This is a genomic window from Acidovorax sp. SUPP1855 (assembly GCF_030158955.1).
In the GTDB taxonomy this organism is placed as follows: domain Bacteria; phylum Pseudomonadota; class Gammaproteobacteria; order Burkholderiales; family Burkholderiaceae_C; genus Paracidovorax.
The window spans coordinates 154,641-166,863 of record NZ_BQXI01000011.1; the positions used below are offsets into that span (position 1 = coordinate 154,641).

Below are 12,223 nucleotides of genomic sequence, written 5' to 3' on the forward strand. Positions count from 1 at the left end.
GACAAGGGAAACGCCATGACCATCCAGCCAACGCTCTCTCGCCTCATCCCCCTGACCGGCGCCATCGCCGCCGCGGCCCTGCTCGCGGCCTGCGGCTCCATGTCGGCATCGGGCCCGAAGTTCTCGCAGGACAGCCTGCCCGAGTCGATCAAGGTGCCGGCCGGCAACAAGGTGGCCTGGGAAACCGTGGGCGTGGGCGACATCACCTACGAATGCCGCGACAAGGCCAACATGCCCGGCCAGACCGAATGGGTGTTCGTGGGACCGAAGGCCGTGCTGAACGACCGCAGCGGCAAGCAGGTGGGCACGTATTACGGCCCGCCCGCCACCTGGGAGGCGCAGGACGGCTCCAAGGTCACCGCCACGCAGCTGGCCGTGGCGCCGGCCGGCACCGGCAACCTGCCCTACCAGCTCGTGAAGGCCAACCCGGCCATGGGCTCGGGCGCGCTGACGGGCGTGACCTTCATCCAGCGCGTGGCGCTCAAGGGCGGCGTGGCCCCGGCCGCGGCCTGCACCGCCACCAACAAGGGCGACCGCCAGACCGTGAAGTACCAGGCCGACTACATCTTCTGGAAGGCCGCCTGACGGCCCGGGCGGGTCTTTCAGGGTCGAAAGCCTTTGGAGCACGGTCATGTCGGCTACCATGCGGCCCACGTTCCGGGCGGCCGATCGACGCCAGCGCCCGGCCTTCGACCGCTGGAGCCACCGCCCCTTGCCTTCCACGCCTGCCGCTGACGACGACTTCGACTACGAAGCCACCCTGGCCCGCTGCGCGGCGGGCGACCGGCAGGCCATGCGCCGCCTGTACGAGCACGAGGGGCCGCGCCTGCTGGGCGTGGCCTGGCGCATCGTGCGGCAGCGGGCGTTGGCCGAGGACATCGTGCACGACGCCTGCGTGAACATCTGGACGCGCGCCGGCAGCTTCGATGCCAGCCGGGGCAGCGCCCGCGGCTGGATCTACAGCGTGGTGCGCAACCTGGCCCTGAACGCCGTGCGCGATGCGGGCCGTCACCTCGACGTGGACGACGACACCGTGCAGGCCCTGGAGGCCGAGCAGTCGGTGCAGGCCCACCGCGAGATCGCGGAAGCCTTCGAACTCAACGCCAGCCTGGGCCGCCTGCAGCACTGCCTGGAGGGCCTGGACCCGGCGCGGCGCAACTGCGTGCTGCACGCCTATGTGGATGGCTGCTCGCACGGCGAAATCGCCGAACGCCTGGGCGCGCCGCTGGGCACCGTGAAGGCGTGGATACGGCGCAGCCTGACCTCGCTGCGGGAGTGCATGGCATGACCGCGCCGATCCCCCATCCCGCCGTGCCCGAAGACCTGAACCTGCTGGCCGGCGAGTACGTGCTGGGCACCTTGTCCGCCGCCGCCCGCGCCCGCGTGGCGCAGCGCCTTTCATCGGACCCGGCCCTGCAGCGCGCCGTGGCCGACTGGGAAGCGCGGCTGCTGCCGCTGGCCGGGCTGGCCGAGCCGATCGCACCGCCGGCCCAGCTGTGGACGCGCATCGATGCCTCGCTGCAGGCCGCCGACGGCGCACAGGCCAGCGCGCCCGCCGCCCATTCACATTCCCATTCACCGGCCGCGCCACCAGCGCCCCGGCCGGCGCCGGCCCGGCCTTCCCGAAACTGGTGGAACCACCTGGGCCTGTGGCGCGGGCTGGCGGGCTCGGGCTTTGCCATGGCGGCCGTGCTGGCCGCGGTGCTGGTCACCCGCGTGGCACCGCAGGCCACGCCCCCGCAGTTCATGGTGGTGCTGGTGGCACCGCAGGACAAGGCGCCCGGCTGGGTCGTGCAGGCAAATTCGCCCAGCGCGCTCCAGCTCATTCCGCTGGGCGTGGCCGAAGTGCCCGCGGGCCGCGCGCTGGAGTTCTGGACCAAGGCCGACAGCTGGAGTGGCCCGGTCTCGCTGGGACTGGTCCAGCCCGGCCAGTCATTGCAGTTGGCGCTGGAAAAGCTGCCGCCGCTGCAGCCCAACCAGTTGTTCGAGTTGACGCTGGAGCCCCCGAGCGGCTCGCCCATCGGCAAGCCCACCGGCCCGATCCAGTACATCGGCCGGGCGGTGAAGGTGCTGTGAGCCCGGCCGCGGCCCGTCGCTCGGCCGCCGCACAATAGCGCCATGTCCACCGCCCCCCACCCCAGCCCCGCCACGCCGGTCCGACCGGCCACCCCCTCGATCTGGCGCGCGCCCGAGCTGTCCGCCCGCTGGTGGCCCGTCTTCCTGCGCAACCTGCTGGTGTGGCGCAAGCTGGCCATCCCCAGCCTGGTGGGCAACATCGCCGAGCCGCTGATGTGGCTGGTCGCCTTCGGGTACGGCATGGGCGCGCTGGTGGGCCAGGTGAACGTGGGGGGCACGCAGGTGCCCTACATCCTGTTCCTGGCCAGCGGCTCCATCTGCATGAGCGCCATGAACGCGGCCAGCTTCGAGGCGCTGTACTCGGCCTTCTCGCGCATGCACGTGCAAAAGACCTGGGACGGGATCATGAACGCGCCGGTCAGCCTGGACAACGTGGTGCTGGCCGAGATGCTGTGGGCCGCCTTCAAGGCCGTGTTCACAGTGACCGCCATCCTGGGCGTGATGCTGGCGCTGAAGATCAGCCACAGCCCCAAGCTGCTCGTGGCCTGGCCCGTGCTGCTGTTCGTGGGGGTGATGTTCTCCAGCATCGCGCTGATCTTCAACGCGCTGGCCAAGGGCTACGACTTCTTCACCTACTACTTCACGCTGGTGCTCACGCCGATGATGTTCCTGTCGGGCGTGTTCTTCCCGCGCGAGCAGTTGCCCGCCGTGGTGCGCCATGTGTCCGACTGGCTGCCGCTGGCCAACGCGGTGGAGCTGGTGCGCCCGCTGTTCATGGACCAGTGGCCCGCGCACCCGCTGCGCCACGGCCTGGTGCTGGTGGTCACCACGGTGGTGGCGTTCTGGACGGCGCTGGCGCTCACGCGCAAGCGGTTCCAGGCCTGATGGAACACGCCTTCAGGCCCCCACCAGCAGCGTAGCTGCGCGATCCGCCTCAGGCCGCTGCGCGCAGCAGGTCCACGGCCTTTTCCGCGACCATGATGGTCGGCGCGTTGGTGTTGCCGCTCACGATGCGCGGCATGACCGACGCGTCGACCACGCGCAGGCCGTCCAGGCCGTGCACGCGCAGGTCCGCGCCCACCACGTCCATCGCGCCGGGCCCCATGCGGCAGCTGCCCACCGGGTGGTACACCGTGTCGGCATGCTGGCGGATGAACTGCCCGATGGCCTCTTCGGTCTGCGCCGCGGCCGAGGCCGGCATTTCGCGCGCGCCGTGCGTGGCCAGCGCCGGCTGCGCCAGCCACTCGCGCATGCGGCGCACGCCGCGCACCATGCGCTGCAGATCGTCCGGATCGGCGAAGAAGGCCGGGTCCACCAGCGGCAGGGCGTGCGGGTCGGGGCCGGCCAGCGTGACCCGGCCGCGGCTCAGGGGCTGCAGCAGGCACACGTGGCACGAGTAGCCGTGGCCCAGCACCGTGCGGCGGCCGTGGTCCACGAGCTTGCCGATCACGAAGTGCAGCTGCAGGTCGGGCGCGGCCTCCTCGGGGCGGCTCCGGATGAAGCCGCCGGCTTCGGCGAAATTGGTCACCAGCATGCCGCGCCGGTGCGCCCTCCATTCGCGCACCCCGCGCAGCATCTGCCACGCGGCGGTGGGCGAGAGGCCGAACAGGTCCGTCAGGCGCGGCGCGTCCATCACCTGCACCACGTCGGGGTGGTCGTGCAGGTGCTCGCCCACGCCGGGCAGGTCGTGCACCACGGCGATGCCGTGGCGCTGCAGCGCCGCGCCCGGTCCCACGCCCGACAGCATCAGCAACTGCGGCGACAGCAGCGCGCCCGCGCTCAGCAGCACCTCGCGCGCGGCGCGCACCATGTGCGACTGCCCGCCCTGGCGGTACTCCACGCCCACGGCGCGCCGGCCCTCGAACAGGATGCGCGTGGCGCGCGCGTGCGTCACCACCTGCAGGTTGGGCCGGCCGCGGTGCGGGGCGAGGTAGGCCTTGGCGGCGCTGAAGCGCTCGCCCGCGCGGTGGGTGACCTGGTACCAGCCCACGCCCTCCTGCGTGGCACCGTTGAAGTCGGGATTGCGCGCATGGCCGGCCTGCACGCCGGCCTCGATGAAATCGCGCGCGATGCGGTGGGGCGCCGGCAGGTCCATCACGTTGAGCGGGCCGCCCGTGCCGTGTAAGGCGTCGGCGCCGCGCTCGTTGTGCTCGGCGCGGCGAAAGTACGGCAGCACGTCGCTCCAGGCCCAGCCCGGGTTGCCCTCGGCGGCCCAGTGGTCATAGTCGGCCGGCTGGCCGCGCAGGTAGATCATGGCGTTGAGCGAACTGGAGCCGCCCAGCACCTTGCCGCGTGGCTGGTAGCCACGGCGTCCGTTCAGGCCGGGCTGCGGCGTGGTGTGCTGCCCCCAGCCGAAGGCGCCGGTGCGCGCCATCAGGGCGATGCCGGCCGGGCAGTGGATGAGGGCACTGGTGTCGGGCGGGCCGGCCTCCAGCAGGCACACGCGCACGGCGGGGTCTTCGGTCAGGCGCCCCGCCAGCACGCAGCCGGCCGAGCCACCGCCGATCACGATGTAGTCGAACATGTCCGTTGTCTCCTCTGTGCCAGTGGCCGCGGCCGCTGGGGTGTCGCACCGGCCGCGCCGCCCGCGATTGCCGATACGATCACGCCGATCCGCGCAACCCTTGGTTTTTTTGATTTGGCTATTTGGCCGGAAAGACTTTATATGACGATCACGACCGTCGGCATCATCGGCGCAGGCACCATGGGCAACGGCATCGCGCAGGCCTGCGCCGTGTCGGGCATCCACGCGGTGATGGTGGACATCTCGGAGGCCGCCGTGCAAAAGGGCCTGGCCACCGTGGCCGGCAGCCTGGACCGGCTCATCAAGAAGGAAAAGATCACCGCCGCCGACAAGGACGCGGCCCTCTCGCGCATCCGCACCTCGACGAACTACGACGACCTCAAGGCCGCGCAGATCGTGATTGAGGCGGCCACCGAGAACCACGAGCTCAAGGTGAAGATCCTGAAGCAGGTGGACGCCATCGTGGCGCCGGAGGTCATCATCGCCTCCAACACCTCGTCGATCTCCATCACGCAACTGGCCGCCGCCACGTCGCGGCCCGACCGCTTCATCGGCATGCATTTCTTCAACCCGGTGCCGATGATGGCGCTGGTGGAGATCATCCGCGGCCTGCAGACCAGCGATGCCACGCACGACACGGTGAAGGCCCTGTCCGAGTCGCTGGGCAAGAGCCCCATCACCGTGAAGAATGCGCCCGGCTTCGTGGTGAACCGCATCCTGGTGCCAATGATCAACGAGGCGTTCTTCGTGCTGGCCGAGGGCCTGGCCACGCCCGAGGACATCGACGCGGGCATGAAGCTCGGCTGCAACCAGCCCATCGGCCCGCTGGCGCTGGCGGACATGATCGGCCTGGACGTGTGCCTGGCGGTGATGAACGTGTACCTGACCGAGTTCGGCGACAGCAAATACCGCCCCTGCCCGCTGCTCAAGGAAATGGTGGCCGCCGGCCGCCTGGGCCGCAAGACCGGGCACGGCGTGTACGCGTACTGACCTTCCCCGGGGCATGGGCAGCCCCGGCCCCTCCAACGGGTCAGGCCATGTTTGCTATATTTTCAATAGCGCCATGCCCTAGTACTCATTGCGTTGGGGGCCGTTTTGACGCATACCCTCGGCGGCAGGACACACACGTTCAGCCGCCTTCCACAGCCCCGCGCTACACCCATTCGTCGCTGCCGCCTGCACGCCGCACGTCAAGCCCCCAGCGCTGATGGGGTGATGCCCAATTCAATTGCTCACAATTTAATTGGGCATCACAATCCAACCCATGCCCCGCCCCGACGCCCTCGCCCACCCGGTCTCCACGCCCAGCCCCGCCCTGCTGCAGCTGGACAACCAGGTCTGCTTCGCGCTGTATTCCGCGTCGCTGGCGATGACCAAGCTCTACAAGCCGCTGCTGGAGTCCATCGGCCTCACCTACCCGCAGTACCTGGTGATGCTGTCGCTGTGGGAGCGCGACGGCATCACCGTCTCCGAACTGGGCGAGCGCCTGTTCCTCGACTCCGGCACGCTCACCCCGCTGCTCAAGCGCCTGGAGGCCTCGGGCCTGGTGACGCGGCTGCGCGATGCGCAGGACGAGCGCCGCGTGCGCACCACGCTCACCCCCGCCGGCCGGGCCCTGCGCGACCGCGCTGAAGCCATTCCCGCCTGCGTGCTGGAAAGCAGCCAGTGCACCCTCCCCGAACTCACCGCGCTGACCCGGCAGCTGCAGCAGCTGCGCAGCCGGATCGGCTCCGGCTAGCAGCCCCGTCCTCACCGCTTTTTCGTTCTCGCTTTCGTTGTCTTTTTTGTCCCTCAACCGCCCGCACCGCGGGCATTCACTGCAAAGGAATCACCATGCCATCGCTCGACCAAGTCCTCTACACCGCCCGCGCCCACACCACCGGCGGCCGCGACGGCGCCTCGCGCACCGATGACGGACGCCTGGACGTGACGCTCTCCGCCCCCGGCACCAGCGGCACGGGCACGAACCCCGAGCAGCTCTTCGCCGCCGGCTATTCCGCCTGCTTCATCGGCGCGCTGAAGGCCGTGGGCGGCCAGCTGAAGATCGCCGTGCCGCAGGACGTGGCCGTGGACGCCGAAGTCGATCTGGGCAAGATCCCCAACGCCTACGGCATCGCCGCTCGCCTGAAGGTCAGCCTGCCCGGCCTGGACCGCGCCCAGGCGCAGCAACTGGTGGACGCCGCGCACCAGGTCTGCCCCTACTCCAACGCCACGCGCGGCAACATCGACGTGACGATCACGCTGGCCTGATCGGCATCGGCCTGAAAAAAAGCCCCCCGGCCGCGATCCGACGCGGCCGGGGGGCTTTTTGCGTGGGGCCCGGTACGCCTTCATGGCCTGATGGCCGCGATGCCGGGGTTTCATCTGCCTCGGTCGCTACTAAAAATATAGCGAATCGCTCCATCGAAGCGGGCGCCAGCGGGGCGCCGCAGCGACACCCGGCAGCGATGCACGCCGCGACACCCGCGCGATGGCACCTTTTTTGCGCTTCCCGCGCACTCACCCCCGCCAATGGCACCATTCGGAGCCATCATCGCAGGCGGCCCCGCCCCCGCGGGCCGATGCCTTTTCGCACCCTTGACCCCAGCCTCGCGCCCCCGCCGCGTCCGCCATGAAGATCGCCCTGCTCGCCGACATCCACGCCAATCGCCATGCCCTCGATGCCTGCCTGGCGCATGCCCGCGCCCAGGGCGCCGAGCAGTTCGCGCTGCTGGGCGATCTGGTGGGCTACGGCGGCGATCCCGTGGCTGTGGTCGAACAGGCGATGGCCCTGGCAGCCCAGGGCGCGCCCTGCGTGCTGGGCAACCACGACGTCGCGGCGCTGGAGCCGCCCGCAGCGCCCACCCAGATGGGCGACCAGAGCGCGCAGTGGACGCATGCGCAGCTGTCGCCCCGACACCGCGCCTTTCTGGCCACCTTGCCGCTCACGCGCCGCCTGGGTGCGAACACGCTGCTGGTGCATGCCAGCGCCGACCAGCCCAGCCACTGGCACTACGTGCAGGACGCGGGCGCGGCCGAGCGCAGCATGGCCGCGGCCAGCCAGCTCGACCCCGCCATCCGCTACGTGTTTTGCGGCCACGTGCACGAGCAGGCGCTGTATTTCCTCACGCCCACCGCCAAGCTGATGCGCTTTGCGCCGCAGCCCGGCGTGCCCGTGCCGGTGCCGCCGCACCGCCAGTGGCTGGGCGTCGCGGGCTCCGTGGGCCAGCCGCGCGACCGCGACGTGCGCGCCATGTATGCGCTGTTCGACGACCACGCCGCGACGGTCACCTTCCACCGCGTGCCCTACGACCATGCCGCGGCCGCGGCCGCCGTGCGCGCCGCCGGCCTGCCTGCGTTCTTCGCCGACCGGCTGGAGTTGGGGCGTTGAGCGCGGCCATCGCGCGGCCCGCCCGGAGCGCTGCATGAAGCTGCTCGCGCCCGGCACCGAGGTGGACGGCTTCGTCGTGCACGAATGCCTGCACGCGGGCGGCATGGCGCACGTTTATCGCGTGGGTTATGCGGGCGCCGCGCGCGACGCGGGCTTTCCGCTGGCGATGAAGATCCCGCGCATGACGGCGGGCGACGGCGCCGAGACCATCGTCGGCTTCGAGGTGGAACTGCAGATCCTGCCCACGCTGAGCGGCAGCCACGTGCCGCGCTTCGTCGCCGCGGGCGACCTGGCCCGGCTGCCCTACCTGGTGATGGAATACATCGAAGGCCACACGCTGCAGCACTGGCTGGACCTGCCGCAGCCGCCGGACGCCACCACCGTGGCCCGCCTGGGCGCGGCCATGGCGCACGCCGCACACAGCCTGCACCAGCAGAACGTGTGCCACCTCGACCTCAAGCCCGCCAACGTGCTGCTGCGCGCGGACGGCAGCGCGGTGCTGCTGGATTTCGGCCTCTCGTGCCACGCCCACTACCCCGACCTGCTGGCCGAGGAGATGCGCGAGGCAGTGGGCTCGCCCGCCTGGATCGCGCCCGAGCAAGTGGTGGGCGTGCGCGGCGACCTGCGCAGCGACCTCTTCGCCATCGGCGTGATGCTGTACGAACTGGCCACGGGCGAGCTGCCCTTCGGCGCGCCCACCACACGCGGCGGCCTGCGCCAACGGCTGTGGATGACGCCCGCACCGCCCCGGCGCCACCAGCCGCAGGTGCCCGAGTGGCTGCAGGAGATCATCCTGCGCTGCCTGGAGCCCGAGGCGGCGCAGCGCTACCCGTCGGCCGCGCACCTGGCCTTCGACCTGACGCACCCCGGGCAGGTGCCGGTCACCGAGCGCGGCCGGCGCCTGCGCGGGCCGGGCGTGCGGGCGCACCTGCGCCGCTGGCTCAAGGCGGCGGGCATGCACTACCAGCCCAGCCCGCTGCCGGCGCGCCAGATCGAGGCCGCGCCCATCCTCATGGTGGCCGTGCCGGGCGAGGACGCGAGCGATGCCACGCTGTACTCGCTGCGCCAGGCGGCGGCGCGCTCGCTGGGCATCCGCCCCGGGGCGCGGCTGGCCTGCGTGACCGTGATCTCGCCCTCGGCCAGCAGCGCATCGGACAGCGAGCGCAGCGAAACCACGCTGCACCGCCGCCACCTGGTGCGCCTGCGCCAATGGTCCGCCGGGCTCGACCTGGCCGGCCACAGCGCCAGCCACCAGGTGATCGAGGCGAGCGATGTGGCCCAGGCCCTGGTGCGCTACGCCCAGGGCAACCGCGTGGGCGTGATGATCCTGGGCGCGGCCACGCACGGCGTGCCGCTGCAGCGCTTCATCGACACCATTCCGATTCGCGTGGCGCGCGATGCGCCGTGCACTGTCATCCTGGTCAAGCAGCAGTTGCCGTTCACCGAACTGGCCGGGGGCGACAATGCCCCCCATGGATAACCTGCCCGGCACCGAGCCCACCTCTTCTTCCTCGCATCCCTACGCGCCCCTCACCCCCGACCTCGTGCTGGACGCGCTCGCCAGCGTGGACCTGTACGGCGACGGCCGCCTCATGGCCCTGGGCTCGTACGAAAACCGCGTGTACCAGGTGTCGCTGGAAGACGGCAGCCGCGTCGTGGCCAAGTTCTACCGGCCGGGCCGCTGGAGCGATGCGCAGATCCTGGAAGAGCACGCGTTCGCCGCCGAACTCGCCCAGGCCGAGGTGCCCATGGTCGCCCCGCTGGTGCTGCAGGGCCGCACGCTGCACCAGCACGCGGGCTTCGCGTTCTCGGTCAGCCCCTGGCGCGGCGGGCGCACGCCCGAGCTGGACGACTTCGAGGTGCTGGAGTGGATCGGCCGCTTCCTCGCCCGCATCCACACCGTGGGCGAGGCCCGGCCCTTCGCGCTGCGCCCGGCGCTGGACGCGGCCACCTTCGCGCAGGAGCCGCACGACTGGCTGCTGGCCGAGGAGATCATCCCGCTGGACCAGCAATCGGCCTGGCGCAGCGCCTGCGAGGATGCTATTGAATTAATAGCACAAAGTGCATGGAATACCCCGGCAGGCGGCACGTTTGCCTTGAAGGATGCGCGCCCGCTGCGCCTGCACGGCGACTGCCACCCCGGCAACGTGCTGTGGACGCCCACCGACCGGCCCGGCGGCGGCCCGCACTTCGTGGACCTGGACGACGCGCGCACCGGCCCGGCCGTGCAGGACCTGTGGATGCTGCTGTCCGGCGACCGCCGCCAGCGCACCGTGCAGCTGTCCGCGCTGCTGGACGGCTACGAGCAGTTCCGCCCCTTCGACCGGCGCGAGCTGGCCCTGATCGAGCCGCTGCGCACGCTGCGGCTGATCCACTACAGCGCCTGGCTGGCGCGCCGCTGGAACGACCCGATCTTTCCGATCAACTTCCCCTGGTTCGGCAGCAGCGACTACTGGCGCGGGCAGGTGGACATGCTGCGCGAGCAGATGGAGGCGATGCAGGAAGCGCCGCTGTCGGCCTGACAGCGGCGGCCCTCAGCGGGCGTGCGGGGAGAGCATGAGTGGGTCCGCGCCTGCCAGAACCCGCTGGTCCTTGGCGGACTCCTTGCCGCGCTCGATGACGGCGTCGATCTCCCCGGCCAGCCGCGTGGCCCCGGCGGCCATCAACCGCGCCGCCTGCGCGGGATCGGCCCCCAGGCGCATGTGCGGCGCCTCCGGGTGGTCCAGGGATTGGCGCACCTCCTGCAGGCCCCAGGCCGACGACCGCACCTGGTTGCGGCCGATCTCGAGGGCCCGGCGCTCGGGCGGGGCGGGCAGCGCGCCGGTGCGCGGGCCCAGCAGTCCATCGATCCGGTGTTCGCGGGCCCGCAGGCCCGCCAGTGCCTCGTCCACCCCGAACGCAGCCGGTGGCGCCGGTGCTTCGCCCCGCGCGCGGGTATCGGCCGGGCCGTCGCCCTGACGGTGGTGAACGGACGCGCTCGCGCCGGCGGCGCCGATGCAATTGCCCATGGTTGTGTCCTCCCCTTTTTCTTGTGAAGCCCGCGATGCTCGCGGCCCTTGTCGCGCCGGCGCACCCCGAAGCGAAACGCATCGGTGGCAAACGAAATCCTGCTGGCGAAGGCCCGGCCGCGCGGCACCGGCGGGGTGCATCCGCAGGTCGCCGACGTGCCGATGCCACAAAACCAGCACCGTGCCCCGCGATAACTGTCAACAATTTTCACATTCCAACCGATAGCGAAATTAAAAGGTAGTTTCGGCACCTCGCCGCGTCCCACCGGCGATCCGTATTCCATTGCCTTTGCCGTTTGCTGGTGCCCCATGCGTATCGCTGCCCTTGACGACGACCCGATCCTGATGGAGCTGATCCAGGCCTCTGTCGAACATGCGGGGCACCTGTTCCACCCCTTCACCGAGGGCACCAGCCTGCTCAGGGCGCTGCGGACCGAGACCTTCGATCTGCTGATCGTGGACTGGCACCTGCCCGACATGAGCGGCATGGAAGTGGTGCGCACCCTGCGCGCCGGCCTGGCGCCGCAGATGCCCATCCTGTTCGTGACGCGCCGCAATGCCGAGCAGGACGTGGTCGAGGCGCTCAACTGCGGCGCCGACGACTTCATGACCAAACCCATCCGCATGGGCGAACTCATGGCCCGCACCGCGGCGCTGCTGCGCCGGGCGTACCCGTCCACGGTGTCGCGCACGCTCGATTTCGGCCGCTACCGCTTCGAGCCCAAGACGCGCACGCTGTGGATGGACGGCACGGCCGTGGACCTGAAGAACAAGGAATACGACCTGGCGCTGTTCATGTTCCAGAACGCGGGCCGCCTGCTGTCGCGTGAGCACATGCGCCAGAGCGTCTGGAGCGAGGTGCAGGACGTGCCCTCGCGCTCGCTGGACACGCACGTCTCGCGGCTGCGCAACAAGCTGGCCCTGTCCCCAGAGAACGGCTATGTCGTCAACGCGGTGTATGGCATGGGCTACCGCCTGGACGTGGTCGATGTCACGCAGTCCGCCTGACCCTGCGCGCCAGCGCCGGCGGCACGCGCCGACGCCCCTCTCAGCGCCCTGACCCGCCATCCATCAAAAAAAGGGCGGTCCCTCATTCGGGACCGCCCTTTTTCCTTGGGGTGACCCGTCCTGAATGAGGTTGACACCTTTCTGTTCATCAGAAAGGAAAGTCAAGTGGATCAATGGGTTAAGAGAACGCAGAAGGACTACACACTGGCCTTTAAGCTGGCGGTGGTGGATCAGGTA

At 70.5% G+C, this 12,223-nt stretch carries 13 protein-coding genes; 11 read left to right on the plus strand and 2 right to left on the minus strand.

All coding sequences use genetic code 11. The features are described 5' to 3' along the window. Positions 1-15 precede the first annotated feature (15 nt). From AVMA1855_RS12255 to AVMA1855_RS12270, 4 genes are read left to right on the plus strand one after another with little or no spacing between them, the layout of a single operon-like run. The gene (locus tag AVMA1855_RS12255; protein WP_272567102.1) at positions 16-585 is read left to right on the plus strand and encodes a DUF3455 domain-containing protein; all 570 of its coding nucleotides are present in this window, start codon (positions 16-18) and stop codon (positions 583-585) included. Positions 586-631: 46 nt separating this feature from the next. Further along, on the plus strand, positions 632-1,288 hold the full coding sequence (locus AVMA1855_RS12260; RefSeq protein ID WP_272567101.1) for a sigma-70 family RNA polymerase sigma factor: 657 nt from the start codon (positions 632-634) through the stop codon (positions 1,286-1,288). Continuing rightward, positions 1,285-2,076: an anti-sigma factor gene (locus tag AVMA1855_RS12265; RefSeq protein ID WP_284425909.1), complete on the plus strand. Its 792-nt coding sequence runs from the start codon at positions 1,285-1,287 to the stop codon at positions 2,074-2,076. Before AVMA1855_RS12260 ends, AVMA1855_RS12265 begins: the two co-directional genes overlap by 4 nt. 42 nt (positions 2,077-2,118) lie before the next feature. Further along, a complete protein-coding gene (locus tag AVMA1855_RS12270) occupies positions 2,119-2,961 on the plus strand; it encodes an ABC transporter permease (protein WP_284425910.1) in 843 nt (280 codons plus the stop codon). Positions 2,962-3,010: 49 nt separating this feature from the next. Here the strand turns inward: AVMA1855_RS12270 and AVMA1855_RS12275 are convergent, their stop codons facing one another. Beyond that, positions 3,011-4,600, minus strand: coding sequence for a GMC family oxidoreductase (locus AVMA1855_RS12275; RefSeq protein ID WP_284425911.1), 1,590 nt, complete (start codon positions 4,598-4,600; stop codon positions 3,011-3,013). Positions 4,601-4,741: 141 nt separating this feature from the next. Here AVMA1855_RS12275 and AVMA1855_RS12280 point away from each other — a divergent pair, with 141 nt between their 5' ends. The 6 genes from AVMA1855_RS12280 to AVMA1855_RS12305 all read left to right on the plus strand — a co-directional run bounded on the left by AVMA1855_RS12280 (position 4,742) and on the right by AVMA1855_RS12305 (position 10,492). Further along, positions 4,742-5,590 carry a 3-hydroxybutyryl-CoA dehydrogenase gene (locus AVMA1855_RS12280; protein WP_284402859.1) on the plus strand — a complete coding sequence of 283 codons (849 nt, stop codon included), beginning with the start codon at positions 4,742-4,744 and terminating at the stop codon, positions 5,588-5,590. Positions 5,591-5,864: 274 nt separating this feature from the next. Then, entirely contained in the window at positions 5,865-6,338 is a 474-nt protein-coding gene (locus tag AVMA1855_RS12285; RefSeq protein ID WP_284407935.1) for a MarR family winged helix-turn-helix transcriptional regulator, read from the plus strand. Positions 6,339-6,433: 95 nt separating this feature from the next. Continuing rightward, positions 6,434-6,850, plus strand: coding sequence for an organic hydroperoxide resistance protein (locus tag AVMA1855_RS12290; protein WP_284402862.1), 417 nt, complete (start codon positions 6,434-6,436; stop codon positions 6,848-6,850). A gap of 361 nt (positions 6,851-7,211) precedes the next feature. Next, positions 7,212-7,970, plus strand: a complete 759-nt coding sequence (locus tag AVMA1855_RS12295; protein WP_284425912.1) for a metallophosphoesterase family protein — start codon at positions 7,212-7,214, stop codon at positions 7,968-7,970. 34 nt (positions 7,971-8,004) lie between these two features. Beyond that, positions 8,005-9,450 (plus strand): bifunctional serine/threonine-protein kinase/universal stress protein, encoded by a 1,446-nt coding sequence (locus AVMA1855_RS12300; protein ID WP_284425913.1) that lies wholly within the window; start codon positions 8,005-8,007, stop codon positions 9,448-9,450. Then, on the plus strand, positions 9,443-10,492 hold the full coding sequence (locus tag AVMA1855_RS12305) for a serine/threonine protein kinase (protein WP_284407931.1): 1,050 nt from the start codon (positions 9,443-9,445) through the stop codon (positions 10,490-10,492). The genes AVMA1855_RS12300 and AVMA1855_RS12305 overlap by 8 nt, the downstream gene beginning before the upstream one ends. 12 nt (positions 10,493-10,504) lie before the next feature. Here the strand turns inward: AVMA1855_RS12305 and AVMA1855_RS12310 are convergent, their stop codons facing one another. Next, entirely contained in the window at positions 10,505-10,978 is a 474-nt protein-coding gene (locus AVMA1855_RS12310) for a hypothetical protein (protein ID WP_284425914.1), read from the minus strand. A gap of 309 nt (positions 10,979-11,287) precedes the next feature. Here AVMA1855_RS12310 and AVMA1855_RS12315 point away from each other — a divergent pair, with 309 nt between their 5' ends. Beyond that, entirely contained in the window at positions 11,288-11,986 is a 699-nt protein-coding gene (locus AVMA1855_RS12315; RefSeq protein WP_284425915.1) for a response regulator transcription factor, read from the plus strand. The last annotated feature ends 237 nt before the right edge of the window (positions 11,987-12,223 follow it).